This window comes from Burkholderia sp. Bp9015 (assembly GCF_003853505.1).
In the GTDB taxonomy this organism is placed as follows: Bacteria; Pseudomonadota; Gammaproteobacteria; order Burkholderiales; family Burkholderiaceae; genus Burkholderia.
Genome location: NZ_QTPZ01000011.1, coordinates 95,771 through 117,646 on the forward strand (window position 1 = coordinate 95,771; position 21,876 = coordinate 117,646).

The following is a 21,876-nucleotide window of genomic DNA, read 5'->3' on the forward strand; positions in this document are numbered from 1 at the left end:
GTGCTACAATACGGCCCTTTCCGCCGGCATTCGCGCCGAACGGAGTCCGCACGGCCTGTGGCGCCCGATGTTCGAATTGAACCGGTCCCGAGCGCCAGAGCGGCGCCGCGCGGCGCGCCGCGGCTCCGTCTACTTCCGAAATGTGATGAGCGCAGGCCCGGCCGGCCTGACGCACGAAGTCCCCGCCGCGCCTTTTGAGCGAAACGCCACCATGTCCGATTCTGTCGCCAAGCCAGTCGACGCAACCTTCGATCAATTCGGCCTTGCCGCCGATATCCTGAAAGCCATTGCGGAGCAGGGCTATACGACGCCGACGCCGATCCAGGCGCAGGCCATTCCGGTCGTGCTCGCCGGCCGCGACGTCATGGGCGCCGCGCAAACGGGCACCGGCAAGACCGCGAGTTTCTCGCTGCCGATCCTCCAGCGCCTGCTGCCGCAGGCCAACACGAGCGCATCACCCGCGCGCCACCCGGTGCGCGCGCTGATCCTCACGCCGACCCGCGAACTCGCCGATCAGGTCGCCGCGAACGTGCATGCATACGGCAAGCACACGCCGTTGCGCAGCGCGGTCGTGTTCGGCGGCGTCGACATGAACCCGCAGATGGCCGAGTTGCGCCGCGGCGTCGAGATCCTGATCGCGACGCCGGGCCGCCTGCTCGACCACGTGCAGCAAAAGACAGCGAACCTCGGGCAGGTGCAGATGCTCGTGCTCGACGAGGCCGACCGGATGCTCGACATGGGCTTCCTGCCGGACCTGCAGCGCATCCTGAACCTGCTGCCGAAGGAACGCCAGACGCTGCTGTTCTCGGCCACCTTCTCGCCGGAAATCAAGAAGCTCGCGTCGACCTACCTGCGCAACCCGCAGACGATCGAGGTCGCGCGCAGCAACTCGACCAACGCGAACGTCACGCAGATCGTCTACGACGTCGCCGAAGGCGACAAGCAGGCCGCCGTCGTGCAGCTGCTGCGCGATCGCGGGCTCAAGCAGGTGATCGTGTTCTGCAACAGCAAGATCGGCGCGAGCCGGCTGGCCCGCAACCTCGAGCGCGACGGCGTGGTCGCGTCGGCGATCCACGGCGACAAGACGCAGATCGAGCGGATGCAGGCCCTCGACGCGTTCAAGCGCGGCGAGATCGAGGCGCTGGTCGCGACCGACGTGGCCGCGCGCGGCCTCGACATCGCCGAACTGCCGGCCGTGATCAACTTCGACCTGCCGTTCAACGCGGAAGACTACGTGCACCGGATCGGCCGCACGGGCCGCGCGGGTGCGACGGGCGATGCGCTGTCGCTGTGCAGCCCGAACGAGCGCAAGCAGCTCGCCGATATCGAAAAACTGATCAAGCGTCCGCTCGAGGTGCAGACGCTCGCGCTCGACAAGCCGGCGCGCCATCGTCACGACGATCGTGGCGGCGAGCGCGGGGGCGACCGTAGTGAGCGCGGTGATCGCGGCAGCCGTCGCGATCGCGACGAGCATCGCGGCGCGTCGGGGCGTCGTTCGGGCGGGTCCGAGCGCGGCCATCACCGTCGTCACGAGGCGCCGGTCGACGACTTCTTCCTGAAGCCGTACGAACCGTCGGCGCCGGCGAAGCAGCCGGAAGATACGAAGTCCGCGCAGCAGCCCGAGAAGAAGGGGCCGAAGCGTCAGGTCGCCGCGCTGCTGGGCGGCTTCGGGATGCCGCGCAAGCCGTCGGCGTAAGCAGGCGGTTCAGGCGGTCGGTGCGGCGCGCGAGCGCTGCCGCGGAAACGGGTGCATGCGATGAGCATGTGCCCGTTTTTCATTGGGCGAGACGATTCGTGAAGGAGCGGGCGGGATGGGCGGCGACTTGTCGCGTGGGGCGGGGGCAGCCTGCGGGACTACTCCGATGCCGTGTCGCCGGCGGGCGTTCCGTTCAGGCTGCCATCACGCTTGCATGCGACCGGACTCACCGCTGACGGACGCAGGAACACGGTCGACACGAACGGGTGTCCCGCGAGCGCCTCAACCGGCGCGTGGCCCGAAGCGACGCGCCCACGCGTCGGTCGCGGCCGCGTAGAACGCATCGAGCGTATCGATCGACGGATCGCCGTCGGCCCACAGGCCGAGATGCGCGGCGGCGGCGCGCAGCGCCGGCAGCGGATCGTCGCGCTCGAGCGCGATCGCGCCCGTCTGCTTGCTGAGCTTTTCGCCGTTCGCGTCGACGACGACGGGCACGTGCAGGTACGCCGGCGTCGGCACGCCGAGACAGCGCTGCAGGTAGATCTGGCGCGCGGTCGAGTCGAGCAGGTCGGCGCCGCGCACGACGTGCGTGATGCCCGCGTCGGCATCGTCGACCACGACCGCGAGCTGATACGCCCATTGGCCGTCGGCGCGCTTCAGCACGAAATCGCCGACCTCGGTCGCGAGGTTCTGCGCTTGCGTGTGCTGCCAGCGGTCGTCGAACGTGACGAGCGCCGCGTCGCCGTCCGGCACGCGCAGCCGCCACGCGCGGGCGGGCTTGCCGTGCAGGCCGGTGCGGCAGGTGCCCGGGTAGGCGAGCGTCGTGTGGCGCTCGTGCGCGGCACGCAGCGAATCGGCGATTTCCTTGCGCGTGCAGCCGCACGGATAGACGAGCCCCGCGGCGACGAGCCGTTCGAGCGCGGCCGCATAGTCGGCCTCGCGCGTGCTTTGCCACACGGGCGGCTCGTCGGGCGTCATGCCGAAATGCGCGAGCGTCGCGAGGATGTCGTCGGCGGCGCCGGGCACCGTGCGTGGGCCGTCGATGTCCTCGATGCGCACGAGCCATGCGCCACCGTGCGCGCGCGCGTCGAGCCAGCTCGCGAGCGCGCCGACCAGCGAGCCGAAATGCAGCGGGCCGGTGGGCGACGGCGCGAAGCGGCCGCGGTAGCCGTTCATCGGGACGCGGTGCGACGGGCGCTTACGCGGCGCTGGCTGCCTGCGCGCAGGCCGGGCACGACTTGCCGGGCACGTAGCTCGGCGCTTGCTGGGCTTCCGGCGTGACGACCGCGCGGCACGCGAAGCACGTGACGTTCTCGGTCGGCTGCAGTTGCGGGTTCAGCGCGGTGCGGTAGTCGAACACGAAGCAGTCGCCGTGATAGTGCGCGCCGCCGACTTCCTCGAAATACTTCAGGATCCCGCCCTCGAGCTGGTACACGTTCTCGATGCCGATTTCCTTCATGTGGATCGCCGCCTTCTCGCAGCGGATGCCGCCGGTGCAGAACGACACGACCGTCTTGCCCTCGAGATCGGCGCGGTTCGCGTCGATCACTTCCGGGAACTCGCTGAACTTGTCGATCCGGTAGTCGAGCGCGTCGTCGAACGTGCCGACGTCCACTTCGAACGCGTTGCGCGTGTCGAGCATCACGACCGGGCGGCCGGCGTCGTCGTGGCCGCGGTCGAGCCACGCCTTCAGCGTGTGCGCGTCGACCGACGGAGCGCGGCCGAGCTCCGGCTTGATCGCGGGCTTCTTCATCGTGATGATCTCGCGCTTCAGGCGCACGAGCATCCGGCGGAACGGCTGCGAGTCGGACAGGCTCTCCTTGAACTGCAGCGTCGCGAACTTGCCTTCGAACAGCGGATCGTGGCGGAGGTAGTCGATGAAAGCGTCGGTCGCGTCGCGCGGGCCGGCGATGAACAGGTTGATGCCTTCCGGCGCGAGCAGGATCGTGCCGCGCAGGCCGAGTTCGTTGCAGCGGGCGGTGACGAGCGGGCGCCATTGCTCGGTCGCGTCGAGCGACACGAAGTGGTAGGCGGCGAGGTTGACGATGGTCATGGTGGTCCGACGGGAAAACGGCCGCGGCCGTGCGGCGGGCGCACGGCGGCCCCGCAAAAAAGGGTGCGAAGCCGGGGCGGTGATTCGAAAACCCGTATTATCCCGCAAACTGCACGTCTGCCGGCACCCGGCCGTTCGGCCGGCGTCGCGCGCATCGGCCGAACGGCCGGGCGCGGGGATTTTTTGGGCAGCCTGCGCGGCGACGCGGCTACAATAACGCCCATGTCAGATCCCCGCTTCGTCCATCTTCGCGTTCACTCCGAATTCTCGATTGCCGACGGCATCGTGCGTCTCGACGACATCGTCAAGGCGGCGGCCGCAGACGGCCAGGGCGCGCTCGCCCTCACCGATCTCGGCAACGCGTTCGGCCTCGTCCGTTTCTACCAGGAAGCCCGCGGCAAGGGCATCAAGCCGATCGCCGGCTGCGACGTCTGGATCACCAATCCGGACGATCGCGACAAACCGTCGCGCCTGCTGCTGCTGGTGAAGGACAAGACCGGCTACCTGAACCTGTGCGAACTGCTGTCGAAGGCGTGGCTCACGAACCAGTACCGCGGCCGCGCGGAGCTCGACGCGAGCTGGCTCGACGGCGAGCTGTCGCAAGGGCTGCTCGCGCTTTCGGGCGCGCAGCAGGGCGATATCGGGCTCGCGTTCGCGGCCGGTAACGAGGAGGCCGCGCGCCGGCACGCCGAGCGCTGGGCGAAAGTGTTCCCGGGCGGCTTCTACATCGAGCTGCAGCGTTACGGCCAGCCGGGCGCCGAGGCGTACATCCAGCAGGCCGCGACGCTCGCCGCGTCGCTGAAGCTGCCGGTCGTCGCGACGCATCCGACGCAGTTCATGACCGACGACGATTTCACCGCGCACGAAGCGCGCGTGTGCATCTCGGAAGGCGACATGCTCGCGAATCCGCGGCGCCAGAAGCGCTTCACGACCGATCAGTACTTCCGCACGCAGGACGAGATGGTCGCGCTGTTCGCCGACCTGCCGTCGGCGGTCGCGAACACGGTCGAGATCGCGAAGCGCTGCAACCTGAAGCTCGAACTCGGCAAGCCGAAGCTGCCGCTGTTCCCGACGCCGGACGGCATGTCGCTCGACGACTACCTCGTCCAGCTGTCGAAGGAGGGGCTCGAGAAGCGCCTCGAACAGCTGTATCCGGATGCGACGGAGCGCGACGCGCAGCGCGACACGTACTACAAGCGGCTCGAATTCGAGTGCGGGACCATCACGAAGATGGGCTTCCCGGGCTACTTCCTGATCGTGGCCGACTTCATCAACTGGGCGAAGAACAACGGCGTGCCGGTCGGTCCGGGCCGCGGCTCGGGTGCCGGTTCGCTGGTCGCGTACGCGCTCGGCATTACCGATCTGGACCCGCTGCGCTACAACCTGCTGTTCGAGCGATTCCTGAATCCGGAACGCGTGTCGATGCCCGACTTCGACATCGACTTCTGCCAGCACGGCCGCGATCGCGTGATCCAGTACGTGAAGGAAAAATACGGCGCGGATGCCGTGTCGCAGATCGCCACCTTCGGCACGATGGCCGCGAAGGCGGCCGTGCGCGACATCGGCCGCGTGCTCGATCTCGGCTACATGTTCACCGACGGCGTCGCGAAGCTGATCCCGTTCAAGCCGGGCAAGCACGTGACCATCGCCGACGCGATGAAGGAAGAGCCGCAGCTGCAGGAGCGCTACGACCACGAGGACGAAGTGCACCAGCTGCTCGACCTCGCGCAGCGCGTCGAGGGCCTGACGCGTAACGTCGGGATGCACGCGGGCGGCGTGCTGATCGCGCCCGGCAAGCTGACCGATTTCTGCCCGCTGTACACGCAGGGCGACGACGGCGGCGTCGTCAGCCAGTACGACAAGGACGACGTCGAAGCCGTCGGCCTCGTGAAGTTCGACTTTCTGGGTCTCACGACGCTGACGATCCTCGACTGGGCCGAGCGCTACATTCGCCGCCTCGATGCGTCGAAGGCCGACTGGTCGCTCGCGCAGGTGCCGCTCGACGATCCGGCGTCGTTCCAGATCCTGAAGAAGGCCAACACGGTCGCCGTGTTCCAGCTGGAAAGCCGCGGGATGCAGGGCATGCTGAAGGATGCGCAGCCCGACCGCTTCGAGGACATCATCGCGCTCGTGTCGTTGTACCGTCCGGGCCCGATGGACCTGATCCCGAGCTTCTGCGCACGGAAGCACGGCCGCGAGAAGGTCGACTATCCGGATCCGCGCGTCGAACCCGTCCTGAAAGAGACCTACGGCATCATGGTCTATCAGGAGCAGGTGATGCAGATGGCGCAGATCATCGGCGGCTACTCGCTCGGCGGCGCCGACCTGTTGCGTCGCGCGATGGGCAAGAAGAAGCCCGAGGAGATGGCCAAGCACCGCGAGATCTTCGCCGAGGGTGCGGCGAAGAACGGCCTGACGCGCGAGAAGTCCGACGAGATCTTCGACTTGATGGAGAAGTTCGCGGGCTACGGCTTCAACAAGTCGCACGCGGCCGCCTATGCGCTGCTCGCGTATTACACCGCGTGGCTGAAGGCGCACCATCCGGCCGAATTCATGGCGGCCAACATGACGCTCGCGATGGACGACACCGACAAGGTGAAGATCCTGTACGACGACTGCGTCGTGAACAACCTCGCCGTGCTGCCGCCGGACATCAACGCATCGCATTACCGATTCGAGCCGGTCGCCGAAGCCGACGGCAAGCGCTCGCGCACGATCCGCTACGGTCTCGGCGCGGTGAAGGGCAGCGGCCAGAACGCGATCGAGGAGATCCTGCGCGCCCGCGACGAAAAGCCGTTCACCGACCTGTTCGACTTCTGCGAGCGGATCGACCGGCGCGTCGTCAACCGCCGCACGGTCGAGGCGCTGATCCGCGCCGGCGCGTTCGATTCGCTGAACGCGAACCGCGCGCAGCTGATTGCGTCGGTGCCGCTCGCGATGGAAGCGGCCGACCAGGCCGAAGCGAACGCGATGCAGGCCGGGCTGTTCGACATGGGCGCCGAGTCGCCGCACGCGCATGCGCTCGTCGACGAACCCGCGTGGGACGACAAGCGCCGCCTGCAGGAAGAGAAGGGCGCACTCGGCTTCTACCTGTCCGGCCACCTGTTCGACGCGTATCGCGACGAAGTGCGCCGGTTCGTGCGGCAGAAGGTCGGCGACCTGAAGGAAGGGCGCGACAAGCTCGTCGCGGGCATCATCGCATCGCTGCGCACGCAGATGACCCAGCGCGGCAAGATGCTGATCGCGCTGCTCGACGACGGCTCGGGCCAGTGCGAGATCACGATCTTCAACGAGCAGTTCGAGGCGAACAAGGCGCTGTTCAAGGAAGACGAACTGCTGATCGTGCAGGGGCAGGCGCGCAACGATGCGTTCACCGGCGGCATCCGCTTCACGGCCGACACGGTGATGGATCTCGAACGCGCGCGTAGCCGCTACGCGCAGGCGGTGCGGCTCACGATGAACGGCAATGCGGATGCGGCGGCGCTGCGCCGCGTGCTCGAGCCGCACGTGTCGAAGGACGATTCGGCCGCGCCCGCGGTCGAGGTACCCGCGCCGCGCGGCGGCGGGCGCGACGGCGGGCGTCGCCCGCAGGCGCCGCTGCCGAACGGGCTCGCGGTCCAGGTTCACTACAGCAACGCGCGCGCGCAAGGGGAAATGCGTCTCGGTGACGCGTGGCGCGTGAAGCCGAGCGACACGCTGCTCGCGGAGTTGCGCGCGACGTTCGACGGCAGCATCGTCGAAATCACTTACTGACGGTCCCCGCCGGACGGTCGTTGCCTGCGCGGCCCGTCGCATCGCCATCGTGCGGTGCGGCGGGCCGTTTTCATGTCGGCGGATGCTTGGGGCCGTCATCCGGACGCTATACAATCCGTCGCGCGACGCCGATACGGCGCCGGTTGCGGTCTGTCCGCCGGCCGGCGGCGACATCGCGCGCGCGAATCAGACGGGGACGGTTCCGCGCGGCACGCGATGCGTCGCGGTGCCGCGAGCGACCACGCGACGAAGCCGGCACGGTAAAGAACGCCAGGATGCCGGCTGGTGCGCGACGATAAAAAATCGACAGCATCACAACAACGATGGCCAACGGGAAACCGACGGGGCGGATCCTCGTGATCCGGATTGATTTTCTGGGCGACATGCTGTGCACGACCGCTTTTCTCGGCGCGCTGAAACAGCGCTGGTCGGGCAAGGAGCTGCACGTGGTCGCGAACCGCTACAACGCGGCCGCGCTGGCCGGCAACCCGGACGTGCACACGGTCCATACCTACGTGTACAGCCGTCAGTGCGAGCGCAACGACCGCCCCGGACGGATGCGCGCGTTCTTCGACCGGCTGCGGCTCGTGCGCCGGCTGCGCCGCCTGCGGTTCGACCTCGTGGTCGTGCCGAACGGCGGCATGCATCGCAGCAGCATCCGGTTCGCGCGGCAGCTCGGCGTGAAGGATTGCCGCTGGCACGATGCCGATTCCGAATTCGACGACCGCAAGCCCGACCATGTCGCGTCGCGGCCGATTTGCCATGAAGCGCTGTCGGGATTCCGGCTCGTGCCCGAACTCGGCCGCGCCGATCTCGACGGTCTCGTGCTGTCCGTCCACCCGGACCGTGCGCTGCAGGACACGTGGTATCGGCTGCTCGGGCCGCGCACGAAACCGCGCGTCGGGCTGTTCGTGTCGAACAAGGCGGCCGAGCGGCGCTGGCCGGCCGATCGATGGCGCGACCTCGGCCGACGGCTCGCACCGTTCGCCGACGTGATCGTGTTCCGCGATTCCGCCGTGTCGGCCGAGGCCGACGCCGACCGCGACGCGTGGCGGGACGTCAACGCCCGGCATGTCGCGCCGTCGTCGGTCGTCGAACTGGTGGCCGCCGCGAGCCTGCTCGACGCGATCGTGTCGGCCGACAGCGCCCCCGTGCATCTCGCGTCGGCGCTCGGCGTGCCGGTCGCCGCGCTGTTCGAGGACCGCCCCGAGAAATACCGGCGCTGGCATCCGCTCGGCGTGCCGCACATGATCCTGCGGGCCGGCGCGACGGTCGACGCGATCGGCATCGACGCGCTCGAGCGCGCGGTGCTTCATCTGTTGACGCAGGCCGGACAGCTCGACGACGCGATGGGGGGTGCGATGCCGCTCCCGGCCGCGACGCTCGCGGCACCCGCGGCACCCGCGGTCGGCGCGATCGTTTCGTAGCCCCCGGAAGGCCGGCGGCGCCTGCATTGCCGGCACCGCCATCGGACGCGCAAACGGGGCCACGCGGCGCGGCGGCGGCAGGCCCCGCCGTGCGTCGTTGCCTGCCGTGTTGCCAACCGCCGGCGACCGGCGACCGGCCACCACCCACCGCCCACCGCCCACCGCCCACCGCCCACCGCCCACCGCCAACCGCCAACCGCCAACCGCCAACCGCCAACCGCCAACCGCCAACCGCGGCACTTCGCCGACGCCCGCACCCGACGCCACGCCACCGGCCGCAAAATCCTGTACATTGCGAGCCTTGTCCAGCCAGCTAGACGGAACGATCGCCGTGGCCCTGTTTTCTTCCGCCCGCCCGCCCCGAACCATCCTCGTCGCAGCCCCGCGCCGTATCGGCGACGTGCTGCTGACGACGCCGCTCGTGCGTTCGCTGAAGGCGCGCTGGCCCGATGCGCAGATCGACATGCTGGTGTTTCGCGGCACCGAGGGCGTGCTGGAGCACAACCCCGACGTGCGGCGCGTGATCGTCGTCGCGCAGCGCGCGGGGTTCCGCGAGCGGCTGCGCGATGCGCTGTCGATGTGGCGCCGCTACGATCTCGCATGCGCGGCACTGAGCTCCGACCGGCCGCGCTTCTACAGCTGGTTCGCCGGCCGCAAGCGCGTCGGTCTCGTCGATCCGAACCGCGTCACGTGGCTGACTCGAATGATGCTGAACGGCATCGCGATCAATCATCACGAGTCCGCGCATACGGTCGTCAGCACGCTCGCGCTCGCGCCGGTGATCGGCATCGAGCCCGTATCCGAGGTGGTCGCGCCGGGCATCGGCGACGATCCCGCGCGGCGCGCGCGTTTCGACGCGTGGCTCGCCGAATCGCCGGCGATCCGCGACGGCAAGCCGCTCGTCGTGCTGCATCCGTATCCGATGTTCCGCTACAAGCAATGGCGGCTCGAGGGCTGGGTCGAGATGATCGAATGGCTGCGCGCGCAGGGGTTTGCGATCGCGCTGTCGGGTGGCCCGGCCGATCGCGAGCGCGAGTACGCGGAGCAGGTCGCGGCCGAGGCGGGCGGCGACGTGCTGAACCTGGTCGGCCGCCTCACGTTCGGCGAAAGCGCGGAGCTGGTGCGGCGCGCGCGGCTGTTCATCGGGCCCGATACGGGCGCGACGCACGTTGCGGCCGCGACGGGCACCGACACGATCGCGCTGTTCGGTCCGTCCGATCCGGTGCGTTGGGGGCCGTGGCCGCAGCACTGGCCGGCGACCGAGAACCCGTGGGCGCTGCGCGGCTCCGCGCGGCACGGCAACGTATGGCTGCTGCAGGGCGAGGGCGATTGCGTGCCGTGCCGGCACGAAGGCTGCGAGCGCCATGTCGACAGCCACAGCGACTGTCTCGTCAATCTCGGCACGCAGCGCGTGAAGGCGGCGGCCGCCGAGATGCTCGGACTGAATCCGCCGGGCGCCGCCGACGCGGTCGTCGACACGTCGCGACTGCACCGCGCGCGCCCGGCCTGACGCGCGAAAGCGGTACGTTTCCTGAGTCGAAAAGCGGGGAGTGGCGACGCGGCGCCGCCGCGCGGCCGTGCTTCCGACAAGCGGCACGCATGCGCCGCCACTGAAGCCACTGAAGCCGTAGTAGCCGTAGAAGCCGAACCGGCGGCAGGCGGCAACGCGCGCTGCCCGCCGGCCCGGCGGATGATGCGTTACGCGCTGCGCCGGATCGCCGACGTTTCGCGCGGCAGCGCTTCCGTGCGCGTGCCGCAGCCGAGCAGGATCCCGGCAAGCAGCACCAGCAGGTGACCTTCGGCGAAATCGAGCAGCAGCGAATTCGCAAGGCTGCCGATCGCGAAGATCGCGAGCCACCCGAGCAGCACATGCCGCGAGCGCGGGTCGAGCGCGCGGCTGCCGCGCGCGATCTGCACGATCAGGTTCACGAACAGCAATACGCCGAGCGTGCCGAGCTGCACGGCCATCAGCAGGTATTCGTTATGCGGATTCGACGTGAGCTGGCCTTCGGCAGCCGTCTTGCCGGCCGTGAGCTTCTCGAACTCGAACTCGAGGCCGCCGGCGCCGTAGCCGATCACCGGGCGCTGGCGATACAGCTCGAGCCCCTTCTTGTACCACTCGAGACGCAGCCCGGTCGACGTGACCGCATCGGTCTGCCGATACTGCTGCACTTCCGACACGACCTTCACGAGCCGGCCGTTGTGCACCGTGCACGCGGCGACGACGAGCGCGACGCCGGCCAGGACCAGCGCCCCGGCGGCGAGCCCCGCGCGCAGCGCCGACTGGCGGCGCAGCAGCAGCACGAAGCGCACCGCGACGACGAGGATCAGCAGCAGCGCGATGACCTGCCCGGTGCGTCCCTGCAGCATCACGAACACGTTGATCAGCGACCATGCGGCCACGGCGGCATACGCGGCACGCGACAGCGCGGTGCGGGCCGACAGCGCGAGGTCGGCCGCCTGGTAGAACAGCAGCGCGCCGAACATGCCGGCCGCGATGTGGTTCTTGAACACCCAGGCGCGCGACAGCGGCAGCTCGCTCGAATGCGCGGGCCCGATCGCGGTCAGCCCGAGATAGTTGGTGGTCGACAGCAGCAGGATCACGCACAGCGTGCCGAACCAGGCGCGCCGCACGATCGGCGCCCAGTTCGAATGGCGGAAGGCCAGCACGGCAAACGGCAGCAGCAACAGCTTGTCGTACTTGGCGACCCAGTTCCACGCCTTCGGGTGCGGCGCGACCGTATAGGTGACGCTCGCGGCCAGTGCCGCGAGGATCAGGAGCGCCGCGAGCGACGCCGGTTCGGCGACGAACGTGCGCAGGTCGCGCCAGAATTCGGGGGAGATGACGAGCGCGGCCGCGAACAGCCCGCAGAACACGTTGGTCAGCGCGGTCGAGACGGGCACCATGCAGAGCGCGACGACGGCGAAGGCGCGGGCGGCGGTCAGGCGCCGCGAGGCGGGAGCGGAAAACGAAAGCATCGGAACCTGTCGAATGGACGAATGCGGCATGCGGGCACCGTGCTGCGCGCCGCGCGTCCCGGCGGCACCGCGCGGGACGAAGCGCGCAGTATACGCGAAGCCGCGGGCGTTTCCGTGCCGTTTCCGGGGTCGGGTCAGCTGAACGCGCGCTTGATCCGCGAGCGCAGCAGCGCACGCTTGAGGCGCCCTTCGACGGCCGGCGTGTCGAGCGCGACACGCGCGCCGGCCGGCTCGCCGCGATGCAGGTAATAGCGGTCGAACGTGGCCTGCGTCATGCCCCATTTGTTGAGGAACTGGCGGCGGCCGTCGTTCTTGACGATCTTGCCGGTGCTCTTCTGCTGGAAGTGATAGACGAGGCTGTCGCCCACGCCGAGGAAGATCCGGCAGCCGGCGTCCCAGAATTTCATCGAGAAGTCGTTGTCGCTGCTCATCCCCGGCGACAGCTCGCTGCTGTAGCCGCCGATGCGGTTCCACCAGTCGCGGTGCACGAGCGTCGGCGGCCAGGTCGAGCCGAGCCAGTCCGCGCGCGCGAGCCGCGGCGTGGCCGCGACGAGGCCGGCCGCGTCGAACTGTTCGGCGTCGCGGCCGAAGTTGCTGACGACGACGCACGGGTTGCGCGTGTCGACCGGCTCGACCATCGTGCCGGACAGCATGAACAGGTCGGTCGGCATCTGCTCGATGCGCCGCACGAGCGCCGCGTCCCAGCCCGGGCAGCAGTACATGTCGTCGTTCATGTAGACGACGTAGTCGCGCGTCGCGCGGGCGGCGGCCAGGTTCACCGCGTGGCAGATGCCGATGTTGGCCGGCGACGCGGTGTGCTCGATGCCTTCGCTGCGCACCCAGTCGAGCGTGCCGTCCGCGCCGTCGTTCACGTGCACGATGATCTGGTGGTCGTACGCCGAATGACGGCGCAGGCTGTCGACGACGAGCTTGAGGTACGGCAGGTTGTTCCAGGTCGGGATGATGATGGAGAACATGGCGGTCGGATTCGGTGGTCGTCGTATCGGCGGCGCGCAGCGCTGCGCCGTGTGCTCGGGCGCGCATGGCGCGCGGGCAGCCCGGCATTGTAACGCCGGGCCGGCCGCATGCCGGCGGCGTCAGGGTGGCGGCAGGGCGGGCGCGGTCAGCGGGCCGCTTCGTGGCCGAGCTTCAGGAACCGGTAGTAGACGGTTTCCGCGTTGAACACGGCGATCATGAAGCCCGCGCGGCCGTCGAGAAACCCGCGCCGCAGCACGTAGGTCCGCACGAACGCCCATGCGCCGCGCGCGAGCGCCTTGCCGAAGCCGCCGCGCTGGCCGGCCGCGCGGCGCTGGCGCGCGCCGGCCGTCGAATACGCATCGAGCTTGCGCACGACGGTTTCGAAATCCTCGTATGAATAGTGCATCAGCTTGCCCGGCAGCCGCTGCGCAGGGGTGTCGAAGACGAGCCGCTCGTGCACCAGGTCGTCGGAGAAGCGGGCGGTGCCGCGCCGGAACAGGCGCGGCACCCAGTCCGGATACCAGCCGCTATGGCGGATCCACTGGCCGCAGAAGCTCGACAGCCGGTCGAGCGCGTAGACCTGCGCGGCCGGCGTGCGGATGGCCGCGCGGATCGACTGCGCGAGTTCCGGGCTGACTACCTCGTCGGTGTCGAGCGACAGGATCCAGTCGGTGTCGAGCGCGTCGAGCGCGCGGTTCTTCTGCGGGCCGAAGCCCGGCCAGTCGCGCTCGACGATCACGCGCGCGCCGTGCGCGCGGGCGATCTCGACCGTATCGTCGGTGCTGCCGCCGTCGATCACGACGACGTCGTCGGCGAAGGTCAGCGCGTCGAGGCACTGCGCGAGCCGCGCGGCCGCGTTGAGGGCGATGAGGGCGACGCCGAGGGTGGGTTCTGCCATGAAATCGTCGAAAAGGCGGAGAAAACGGTGAGCGGCAGTATACCCGCGCGCAGGCAGGAGGCCGCTTCGGCGACGGCCATGCCGGCGGGGGCGGTCCAGCTATAATGTTGGGCCTTTTTCGGCACCCGCCGGACGGGGCGAATTCCGGGCAGTCACGCCCCGGGCGCCGCGTCGCGGCTCAAGAAGGATTGCCTTGGAAACCCAGAACACTCTTCGCAAACCGATGGACGGCACCGGTACCTCGCCGCTCACGGTCCTCAAGCGCCTGTGGCCGTACATCCGGCCGCTCATCGGCATCGTGCTGCTCGCCGTGATGACGATGGGCGTCGTCGCGGCCACGGAAGCCGGGATCCCGGCGCTGCTCAAGCCGCTGCTCGACCACGGCTTCGGCTCGCACGGCAGCGACAGCGCGAAATGGTACGTGCCGATCGCGGTGATCGGCCTCGCGCTCGTGCGCGGCGTGTCGCAGTACACGTCGAATTACCTGCTCAACTACGTATCGAACCGCATCCTGCTGCAACTGCGGCTCGAGATGTTCCAGCGGATGCTCCACACCGGCGCGTCGTTCTTCCAGCGCGAGACCGCGAGCACGGTGATCAACGCGATCGTGTTCGAGGTCAACCAGATCCTGTCGGTGCTGACCGGCGTGATGGTCACGCTCGTGCGCGACTCGCTGACCGTGGTGTTCCTGCTCGGCTACCTGTTCTACCTGAACTGGCGGCTCACGCTGATCGTCGCGGTGATCCTGCCGGGCATCGGCTGGCTCGTCAGCAAGATCAACCGCCGCCTGCGCCGCCTGAACCGCGAGCACCAGACGCTGACCAACGAGCTGTCGTACATCGTCGAGGAGACGGTCGGCGGCTACAAGGTCGTCAAGGTGCACAACGGCGAAGCGTACGAGATGGACCGCTTCACGACGATGAGCAAGCGCCTGCGCGGCTACGCGATGCGCATGACGATCTCGGGCGGGCTCGCGCAGCCGCTGACGCAGTTCCTCGCGTCGATCGCGCTCGCGGTCGTGATCACGATCGCGGTCGTGCAGTCGACCAACGACCAGACGACGGTCGGCGGTTTCGTCGCGTTCGTCACGTCGATGCTGCTGGTGATTTCGCCGCTCAAGCACCTGATCGATGTCAACCAGCCGCTGCAGCGCGGGATGACGGCCGCCGAGCTGATCTTCGGGCTGATCGACGAGCCCGCCGAGCCGCAGGGCGGCGGCCGGGCGCTCGCGCACGCGCGCGGCGAGATCGAATTCCGCGACGTGTCGTTCGACTACGGCGCCTCCGAGCGGCCGACGCTCGACCGCATTTCGTTCAAGGTCGCGCCGGGCGAGATGATCGCGCTCGCGGGGCCGTCCGGCAGCGGCAAGACGACCCTCGTGAACCTGCTGCCGCGCTTCTTCGATCCGACTGGCGGCGCGATCCTGGTCGACGGCGTGCCGGTGGCCGACTACGACATCCACGCGCTGCGCGGCCAGATGGCGATGGTCAGCCAGGACGTCGTGCTGTTCAACGACACGATCGCCGCGAACGTCGCGTACGGGCAGACGCCCGACCGCGCACGCGTGCAGGCGGCGCTCGAGGCCGCGAACCTCGCCGACGCGGTCGCCGCGATGCCCGACGGGCTCGACACGCTGGTCGGCGGCAACGGGATGCGACTGTCGGGCGGTCAGCGGCAGCGGCTCGCGATCGCGCGCGCGATCTACAAGGACGCGCCGATCCTGATCCTCGACGAGGCGACTTCCGCGCTCGATTCGGAATCCGAGCGTCACGTGCAGGCCGCGCTCGAGCGGTTGATGGAAGGGCGCACGACGCTCGTGATCGCGCACCGGCTGTCGACGATCGAGCGCGCGGACCGGATCCTCGTGCTCGAAGCCGGCAAGATCGTCGAAGAGGGCAGCCACGAAGAACTTCTGCGCCACGGCGGGCTGTACGCGCACCTGCACCGGATCCAGTACCAGCAGCAGGCGGCGTGACACAAAGTCGGGTCGCACCCGTGTGCTAGTCTTGATCGGGCAAGTCCAGTTGTTTCCGGTTCGACGTGACAACACGGAGGGAAGGACGATGAGGAAGATGCACGGGATGATGCTGGCCGCGCTGGTTGCGGCGAGTTTCGCCGCGCCGGTCGCGATGGCGCAGGGGCACGGCAACGACGACAACCACGGTGACCACGGCAATCACGGCATGCACCGCGGCCACGGCCCGAAGCACATGCCGCCCGGCCAGGCGATGCATCGCGACGACGACGTACCGCCGCGCTGGGCCGACCAGCCGCGCCGCGACTGGCACAAGGGCGACCGGCTCCCGGACGAATTCCGCGATCGCCAGTACGTGGTCGACGACTGGCGCGGCTATCGGCTGAGCCCGCCGCCGCGCGGCTATCACTGGGTCGGCGTCGGCGGCGACTATCTGCTCGTGCAGATCGGCTCGGGCATCGTGCTGCGGGTCGGTCCGTAACACCGGCCACACCTGCCGCCGCTCATCGCTTCATCCGGTTGCCGGGGCGTGCGTCCCGGCAATCGCGTCACTTGTCCTGGTCCGACTTCGCCGCCCGGCGGAACCAGCGTCGCTCGATCCGCGACATTGCCCAGCACACCGCCAGCGCGCAAACGGTGCCGAGCGCGACTTCCCCGAGCCGCATCAGCGGAATGTCCCACAGCGGGCCGTTACCCGGAAACAGCAGCACGATCGTCGCGGTGACGCCGCCGAGACGCGCCGCGCTGCCGACGTTCAGGCACCAGCAGCCGACGATCGTGATCGCGACCGCGATCGCATAGGCGACGAGGCGATCGCCGCCGAGCGCGGCCCCCGCGAAGCCGACCACGCCGCCGATCATCGCGCCGATGAACTGGTCGCGCGACAGCGACATCGTGTCCGAATAGTTGTGCTGCGTGACGGCGATCGCGGTGATCGCCGCCCACACGGCCTGCTCGGTGTGCAACGCGCGGCCGATCGCGTATGCGAGGCACGCGCCGCACACGGCCTGCAGCGCCATCAGCGCGCCTTGCGTGAGGCGTTCGCCGAAAGTCAGCCCCTTGAACAGATCGAAGATCGACTGCTGGATCTGTTGGCGGGCTTCGTTGAGGGTCCTGATCGTATCCATCGTGTCGGCCAAGAAGCGGGGCGGCGGTGCGTGTGTCAGTGCGCCTGTTCGGACGAGGCGGCGGCCGGCGTGCCCTCGGGTGCGTCGCCGTTCTCGACGCGCGTTTCGGGCATCGCGAGCCAGACGAGCAGGACCGCGAGCGCGCCAGCAGCGGCGAGCCCGAAGAAGCTGATCGCATTGCCGAAGTGATCGGCGACATAGCCGGCCACGGCCGTGCTGAGCGTCGCGCCGATCCCGGCCGCGAGCCCGAACAGCCCGATGCACAGGTTGTAGCGGCCCTTGCCGCCCGCGACGTCGGCCGCGATCAGCGGCAGCATCACGCCGAACACGGCCGCGCTGATGCCGTCGAGCATCTGCACCGGCACGAGCAGGTACGGGCTGCTCACGCCGGCGAACAGCAGCGCGCGCACCGGCAGCGCGGAGAAGCCGAGCAGCAGGATCGGCCGGCGTCCCCAGCGTTGCGAGGAACGGCCGACCCACGGCGACAGCATCGCGACGATCGCCTGCGGCACGATGATGCACGCGGCGATCACGAGCTGCACGTTCTCGCCCATCCCGGCCGTCACTTCGCCGGCCGCGAGGTTGAGCATCGCCGCGTTCGACAGGTGGAACAGCACGACGCACGCCGCGAAGATCAGCATCCGGCGATCGCGCAGCAGTTCGAGCAGTGTCTCGCGGTGCTCGCCTTCGTCGTGATCGTCGGGTTTCGACGATTGCGGGATCACTTCGTGGGTCGGCTGGATCATCGCGAGCGCGAACAGCGCGGGCAACGCCAGCACGGCGGTCAGCCAGAACACCGCGCGCGCGGAGAAATACTCGCCGGTGAGCCCCATCAGGCCCGCCGCGACCGCGCTGCCGATCGACGCCCAGCGTGCGTTGCGGCCGAGCCGGTCGCCGAGATCGGCACGGCCGACCAGCGAGAACGAGATCGCGGCCATCGCCGGCACGAGCATGCAGCTCGCGAAGCCGTGGAACACCTCGGCCGCGATCACCGGCACGATCGTCGGGCTCGACGCGAGCAGCACCGCGGACAGGATGATGGCCGCGATCGCCCACGCGGCCGCGCCTTTCTTGTTCTTCAGCGCATCGACGGCCGCGCCGCCCGGCACCTGGCTGACCATCGCGCTGATCGTGCCGATCGACAGCACCATGCCGATCTCGCCCTGCGTCCACTTGTGCGACGCGAGGTAGGACGCGATGAACGGACCGAACCCGGTTTGAACGTTTGCAACGAAAAAGTTGAGCCAGTCGAGGGACCGCAGACTGCGCACGCTGACGGAATGCTTGATCGTCATCGGGTGGCACTCGCAGACGAAGCCGGCACCGGTGCCGGGGCAACGGGCGGGAAGACCGCGATGATCGGCTTGTCGGCCGCGTAGGGCGGCGACGCCTTGATCTGCGCATCGTTCAGGTCGAGCTGCGGATGCAGCGCCTTGTCGCGCGTGACGAAGCGCAGCGCGCCCCAGCTCGCGGCGATCGAGCGGCGGTCGGTGTTGACGAGCCCGCCGAGGTCGAGCACGACCGCCTGCGGCTGCGCGGCGCGGTCGATCAGCACGTCGACGATGCGGCCGATCTTCGTGCCGTTCGGGCGCTCGACATCGCTGTCGAGCATCGGCAGTCGCGTCGCGGGCGACGCCGCGGCCGAACCCGACAGCGGCACGGCCTTCGGCCGCGCGGCCGGAGGCAGGTCGCCCGACGGCACGTCGAGCACGATCGGCTCCTGTTTGCCGCCCGGCGTGAAGCGGAACACGTTCCACGGGAAGATGACCTTGCGGTCGCCGACACCCATGAAGCCCTGCAGGTTGACGATCATCTCGCGCGGCTTGCCGCTCGCGTCGGCCACCATGTCGACCGCGCGGCCGATCACCTTGCCGTTGCGGCGCGCGACCTCGCTGTCGAGCAGCGCATGGATCTGCGTGCGGTCGAGCGGGCGCGTCGCGACGATCGGGGCGGGCGGTGGTGGCGGAGGCGTCGGTGTTTCGGGGCGCTGCACGGGTTTCGGCCGCGTCACTTCGCGGTGCGGTTTCTTCGGTGCTTCCGGCGCTTCCGGCTGCGTCGGCGCCGGCACGGGCGGCATCGTCAGCGGTTCGCCGGCGGTTTCCTCGACGGGCTCGACGAGCGCTTCGCTGATCGGCGCGGGCGGATTCTGCGTCGGCAGCAGCCCGCAGCCGGACAGCAGCGCGGCGGCGAGAACGAGGAAGACCGTCGAGGACGGGAACGACATGCGGGATGCGGGAAACGGAAATCCGCCGCTCATTGACACTCACTCCATGGGTCGGGGGCCGGGCCCGGAGGCGCGCGGCTGGCGATGGATGGCGGGTGCGGGCGGCGCACCACGCGAGGTGAGAGTTTAACGTGTCTTCCTTTCAGGGCCGATTTCGATGGCTTGCTGGAGGCGGACTGTCGGGGAAAGGTAGGGATCGGCGGCCGTCGCGTCGCAGTCGGGCGACGGGGAAGGCCGGCGGATGAGGGGCGGCTCACACGGGTGCCGCCCCGGCCCGCCGCCGTCGTGGCGGGCAGGCGCGGGCGCTGCATGAAGCAGGGAGAAAACGGAGCGTCAGGCGTCCGGATACCACGCGTCGGTGAATTCGCTGACCCGGACGTCGGTCAGCTCCGGACGTGCGGCCAGCCACGCCCGCACGTTCTCGCGGTCGGCGTCGGTGGTCGTGCCGCGCGGCGCGCCGGAGATCACGTAGGCGCCGATCCCTTCGTCAGCGGAGGCGACGGTCAGCAGCCCGTTCGCTTCGACGAAATCGATGAATGCATCGATCAGCTGGCCACGTTCGAGGTCGGACAGCTCGTTGCGGTATTGCGCGGCCGCGTTGAACGCGAGTTCCTGGAACTCGGCGATGTGGAGTTTCTTGCGCTGGCGGCGGTTGTGGCGTTGGCTCATGGTGTGTGGTGAGTGAATGTGAGGTGGGAAAGGATAGCGCGGCGGCCGCTGCGGGCACTGTCCCGACGTGCCGCGCGGTCCGGCCGGTCGCGAAAGGGGCGAGCGTTGCGTCGTCGCGATATCGTGCTGTCGCGCGGCCGATCAGAAAACCATCGTTGAACAATCGATCGACTTGGCTTTCGCGGTGCGGCTCGGCCGGCGGCTGATTGCACGCGTGACCGAATGATACAGGGATGGCGAGCGTCTTCGGCTTTGCCAGGGCCGGCGGCTTCGAGTCGAGCGATACGAACCAGCGAATCGGCGAAATGCAAAAAGCCCGCTTGCTGTCGCAAAGCGGGCTTCGATGTTTGGTTGCGGGGATAGGATTTGAACCTATGACCTTCGGGTTATGAGCCCGACGAGCTGCCAGACTGCTCCACCCCGCGGCGCGAATTATAGTGACACTGCTGCGGTGCGTCAAATGCTCAGTGACCAAAGTTGAAATCAAGCGGCCGTGCTTCGCTCGCCAGCGGGCGCTTACGTTGCCCGAGCCCTCGAAGCTCGGCGTGCCAACTGATATTTGTGCTCGATGCCCGCGGCAAGGGTGGGGGCGATCTCCCGATTCGGAGATCGCCGCGCATGACCTTACATCAGCACGATATCGTACTGTTCCTGGCTCAGGTTCGACTCGACCTGCAGCGACACCGGCTTGCCGATGAAGTCGATCAGCATCGCGAGATGCTGCGACTCCTCGTCGAGGAACAGGTCGATCACCTGTTGCGCGGCGATCACGCGGAATTCGCGCGGATTGAACTGGCGCGACTCGCGCAGGATCTCGCGCAGGATGTCGTAGCACACCGTGCGCGACGTCTTCACCTGGCCCTTGCCCTGGCAGGTCGGGCACGGCTCGCATAGCACGTGCGCGAGCGATTCGCGCGTGCGCTTGCGCGTCATCTCGACGAGCCCGAGCTGCGAGAAGCCGTTGACCGTCACGCGCGTGCGGTCGCGCGACAGCGCCTTCTTCAACTCGGACAGCACCGCGTCGCGATGCTCGGCGTTCTCCATGTCGATGAAGTCGATGATGATGATCCCGCCGAGGTTGCGCAGCCGCAGCTGCCGCGCGATCGTATGCGCGGCCTCGAGGTTGGTCTTGAAGATCGTGTCGTCGAAGTTGCGCGCGCCGACGTAGCCGCCGGTGTTCACGTCGATCGTCGTCATCGCCTCGGTCTGGTCGATCATCAGGTAGCCGCCCGACTTCAGGTCGACGCGGCGCGACAGCGCGCGCTGGATCTCCGTCTCGATGTTGTACAGGTCGAACAGCGGCCGCTCGCCGGTGTAGTGATGCAGCTTCGGGCTCACCGCCGGCGTGAATTCGTTCGCGAATTCCGCGAGGCGCTGGTACGTCTCGCGCGAATCGACCTGGATGCGCGTCGTGTCGTCGTTCGCGAAATCGCGCAGCACGCGCTGCGCGAGATCGAGATCCTGGTACAGCAGGCTCGTCGCCGGCAGCCGCTGCGCCTGGGCCACGATGGTCGTCCAGGTCTTGCGCAGGTAGGCGACGTCGCCGGCCAGTTCGTCGGAGGTCGCGTCCTCGGCGATCGTGCGCACGATGTAGCCGCCTTTCTCGTCCGACGGGATCACGGCGGTCAGCCGCGCACGCACGGCCTCGCGCTCGGCCTCGCTCTCGATCTTCTGCGAGATGCCGATGTGCGGCTCCTGCGGCAGGTAGACGAGCGTGCGGCCCGCGATGCTGACCTGCGTCGACAGTCGGGCGCCCTTCGTGCCGATCGGATCCTTGATCACCTGGACCATCAGCGTCTGGCCTTCGAACACGGTCTTCTCGATCGGCTGGTGCGGCGCGCCCGACTGCGGCTCGCCCGCGAGGCGCGGATGCCAGATGTCGGCGACGTGCAGGAACGCCGCGCGCTCGAGACCGATGTCGATGAACGCCGACTGCATGCCGGGCAGCACGCGCACGACCTTGCCGAGGTAGATGTTGCCGACCCGCCCGCGCGACAGCGTGCGCTCGACGTGAAGCTCCTGCACCGCGCCTTGCTGGACGAGTGCGACCCGCGTTTCCTGCGGCGTGAGGTTGATCAGGATTTCTTCGTTCATGGT

Annotated in this window: 16 protein-coding genes and 1 tRNA gene; 6 read left to right on the forward strand and 11 right to left on the reverse strand. The window is 68.8% G+C overall.

Annotated features, from left to right (window positions below; translation table 11 throughout):
- Nucleotides 1-145 precede the first annotated feature (145 nt).
- Nucleotides 146-1,696 carry a DEAD/DEAH box helicase gene (locus DIE12_RS14180; RefSeq protein ID WP_124487198.1) on the forward strand — a complete coding sequence of 517 codons (1,551 nt, stop codon included), beginning with the start codon at nucleotides 146-148 and terminating at the stop codon, nucleotides 1,694-1,696.
- Nucleotides 1,697-1,978: 282 nt separating this feature from the next.
- On the opposite strand, the gene gluQRS is transcribed toward DIE12_RS14180, so the two are convergent.
- Both gluQRS and DIE12_RS14190 read right to left on the reverse strand, forming a co-directional pair.
- Nucleotides 1,979-2,872, reverse strand: coding sequence for a tRNA glutamyl-Q(34) synthetase GluQRS (gene gluQRS / locus DIE12_RS14185; RefSeq protein ID WP_124487199.1), 894 nt, complete (start codon nucleotides 2,870-2,872; stop codon nucleotides 1,979-1,981).
- Nucleotides 2,873-2,894: 22 nt separating this feature from the next.
- Nucleotides 2,895-3,749, reverse strand: a complete 855-nt coding sequence (locus tag DIE12_RS14190) for a sulfurtransferase (protein ID WP_044844723.1) — start codon at nucleotides 3,747-3,749, stop codon at nucleotides 2,895-2,897.
- Nucleotides 3,750-3,971: 222 nt separating this feature from the next.
- On the opposite strand from DIE12_RS14190, the gene dnaE reads away from it, so the two are divergent.
- From dnaE to DIE12_RS14210, 3 genes are all read left to right on the forward strand, one after another.
- On the forward strand, nucleotides 3,972-7,502 hold the full coding sequence (gene dnaE / locus DIE12_RS14195; protein WP_124487200.1) for a DNA polymerase III subunit alpha: 3,531 nt from the start codon (nucleotides 3,972-3,974) through the stop codon (nucleotides 7,500-7,502).
- Nucleotides 7,503-7,825: 323 nt separating this feature from the next.
- The gene (locus DIE12_RS14200) at nucleotides 7,826-8,929 is read left to right on the forward strand and encodes a glycosyltransferase family 9 protein (RefSeq protein WP_124522467.1); all 1,104 of its coding nucleotides are present in this window, start codon (nucleotides 7,826-7,828) and stop codon (nucleotides 8,927-8,929) included.
- Nucleotides 8,930-9,260: 331 nt separating this feature from the next.
- Nucleotides 9,261-10,439, forward strand: a complete 1,179-nt coding sequence (locus DIE12_RS14210) for a glycosyltransferase family 9 protein (RefSeq protein ID WP_124522469.1) — start codon at nucleotides 9,261-9,263, stop codon at nucleotides 10,437-10,439.
- A 188-nt stretch (nucleotides 10,440-10,627) separates the two neighbouring features.
- Here the strand turns inward: DIE12_RS14210 and DIE12_RS14215 are convergent, their stop codons facing one another.
- The 3 genes from DIE12_RS14215 to DIE12_RS14225 form a co-directional block, all read right to left on the reverse strand.
- Nucleotides 10,628-11,908: an O-antigen ligase gene (locus DIE12_RS14215; protein WP_124487203.1), complete on the reverse strand. Its 1,281-nt coding sequence runs from the start codon at nucleotides 11,906-11,908 to the stop codon at nucleotides 10,628-10,630.
- 134 nt (nucleotides 11,909-12,042) lie between these two features.
- Nucleotides 12,043-12,885, reverse strand: coding sequence for a glycosyltransferase family 2 protein (locus DIE12_RS14220; RefSeq protein WP_044844717.1), 843 nt, complete (start codon nucleotides 12,883-12,885; stop codon nucleotides 12,043-12,045).
- 146 nt (nucleotides 12,886-13,031) lie between these two features.
- Nucleotides 13,032-13,784, reverse strand: coding sequence for a glycosyltransferase family 2 protein (locus DIE12_RS14225; RefSeq protein WP_124487204.1), 753 nt, complete (start codon nucleotides 13,782-13,784; stop codon nucleotides 13,032-13,034).
- A gap of 223 nt (nucleotides 13,785-14,007) precedes the next feature.
- Here DIE12_RS14225 and msbA point away from each other — a divergent pair, with 223 nt between their 5' ends.
- Together msbA and DIE12_RS14235 are read left to right on the forward strand one after the other, a co-directional pair.
- Nucleotides 14,008-15,759: a lipid A export permease/ATP-binding protein MsbA gene (gene msbA / locus DIE12_RS14230; protein ID WP_260426288.1), complete on the forward strand. Its 1,752-nt coding sequence runs from the start codon at nucleotides 14,008-14,010 to the stop codon at nucleotides 15,757-15,759.
- Between the two features lie 88 nt (nucleotides 15,760-15,847).
- Nucleotides 15,848-16,240 carry an RcnB family protein gene (locus DIE12_RS14235; protein WP_124487206.1) on the forward strand — a complete coding sequence of 131 codons (393 nt, stop codon included), beginning with the start codon at nucleotides 15,848-15,850 and terminating at the stop codon, nucleotides 16,238-16,240.
- A gap of 67 nt (nucleotides 16,241-16,307) precedes the next feature.
- Here the strand turns inward: DIE12_RS14235 and DIE12_RS14240 are convergent, their stop codons facing one another.
- The 6 genes from DIE12_RS14240 to rng form a co-directional block, all read right to left on the reverse strand.
- Nucleotides 16,308-16,886, reverse strand: coding sequence for an aromatic acid exporter family protein (locus DIE12_RS14240; RefSeq protein WP_044844713.1), 579 nt, complete (start codon nucleotides 16,884-16,886; stop codon nucleotides 16,308-16,310).
- Nucleotides 16,887-16,921: 35 nt separating this feature from the next.
- Nucleotides 16,922-18,181 (reverse strand): MFS transporter, encoded by a 1,260-nt coding sequence (locus DIE12_RS14245; RefSeq protein ID WP_124487207.1) that lies wholly within the window; start codon nucleotides 18,179-18,181, stop codon nucleotides 16,922-16,924.
- Complete coding sequence (locus DIE12_RS14250; RefSeq protein ID WP_124487208.1) at nucleotides 18,178-19,143, reverse strand: PRC-barrel domain-containing protein; 966 nt, start codon at nucleotides 19,141-19,143, stop codon at nucleotides 18,178-18,180. Before DIE12_RS14250 ends, DIE12_RS14245 begins: the two co-directional genes overlap by 4 nt.
- 300 nt (nucleotides 19,144-19,443) lie before the next feature.
- Complete coding sequence (locus tag DIE12_RS14255; protein ID WP_044844709.1) at nucleotides 19,444-19,779, reverse strand: YggL family protein; 336 nt, start codon at nucleotides 19,777-19,779, stop codon at nucleotides 19,444-19,446.
- A gap of 348 nt (nucleotides 19,780-20,127) precedes the next feature.
- A tRNA-Met gene (locus DIE12_RS14260) sits at nucleotides 20,128-20,204 on the reverse strand.
- Between the two features lie 199 nt (nucleotides 20,205-20,403).
- Nucleotides 20,404-21,873, reverse strand: coding sequence for a ribonuclease G (gene rng, locus DIE12_RS14265; RefSeq protein ID WP_124487209.1), 1,470 nt, complete (start codon nucleotides 21,871-21,873; stop codon nucleotides 20,404-20,406).
- Nucleotides 21,874-21,876: the final 3 nt, after the last annotated feature.

What these genes read in the sequence shown, in the direction of transcription:
- DIE12_RS14180 (WP_124487198.1), top strand. Translation starts at nt 146, where the DNA reads ATGAGCGCAGGCCCGGCCGGCCTGACGCACGAAGTCCCCGCCGCGCCT.
- gluQRS (WP_124487199.1), bottom strand. Translation starts at nt 2,872, where the DNA reads ATGAACGGCTACCGCGGCCGCTTCGCGCCGTCGCCCACCGGCCCGCTG.
- DIE12_RS14190 (WP_044844723.1), bottom strand. Translation starts at nt 3,749, where the DNA reads ATGACCATCGTCAACCTCGCCGCCTACCACTTCGTGTCGCTCGACGCG.
- dnaE (WP_124487200.1), top strand. Translation starts at nt 3,972, where the DNA reads ATGTCAGATCCCCGCTTCGTCCATCTTCGCGTTCACTCCGAATTCTCG.
- DIE12_RS14200 (WP_124522467.1), top strand. Translation starts at nt 7,826, where the DNA reads ATGGCCAACGGGAAACCGACGGGGCGGATCCTCGTGATCCGGATTGAT.
- DIE12_RS14215 (WP_124487203.1), bottom strand. Translation starts at nt 11,908, where the DNA reads ATGCTTTCGTTTTCCGCTCCCGCCTCGCGGCGCCTGACCGCCGCCCGC.
- DIE12_RS14220 (WP_044844717.1), bottom strand. Translation starts at nt 12,885, where the DNA reads ATGTTCTCCATCATCATCCCGACCTGGAACAACCTGCCGTACCTCAAG.
- DIE12_RS14225 (WP_124487204.1), bottom strand. Translation starts at nt 13,784, where the DNA reads ATGGCAGAACCCACCCTCGGCGTCGCCCTCATCGCCCTCAACGCGGCC.
- msbA (WP_260426288.1), top strand. Translation starts at nt 14,008, where the DNA reads ATGGACGGCACCGGTACCTCGCCGCTCACGGTCCTCAAGCGCCTGTGG.
- DIE12_RS14235 (WP_124487206.1), top strand. Translation starts at nt 15,848, where the DNA reads ATGAGGAAGATGCACGGGATGATGCTGGCCGCGCTGGTTGCGGCGAGT.
- DIE12_RS14240 (WP_044844713.1), bottom strand. Translation starts at nt 16,886, where the DNA reads ATGGATACGATCAGGACCCTCAACGAAGCCCGCCAACAGATCCAGCAG.
- DIE12_RS14245 (WP_124487207.1), bottom strand. Translation starts at nt 18,181, where the DNA reads ATGACGATCAAGCATTCCGTCAGCGTGCGCAGTCTGCGGTCCCTCGAC.
- DIE12_RS14250 (WP_124487208.1), bottom strand. Translation starts at nt 19,143, where the DNA reads ATGAGCGGCGGATTTCCGTTTCCCGCATCCCGCATGTCGTTCCCGTCC.
- DIE12_RS14255 (WP_044844709.1), bottom strand. Translation starts at nt 19,779, where the DNA reads ATGAGCCAACGCCACAACCGCCGCCAGCGCAAGAAACTCCACATCGCC.
- rng (WP_124487209.1), bottom strand. Translation starts at nt 21,873, where the DNA reads ATGAACGAAGAAATCCTGATCAACCTCACGCCGCAGGAAACGCGGGTC.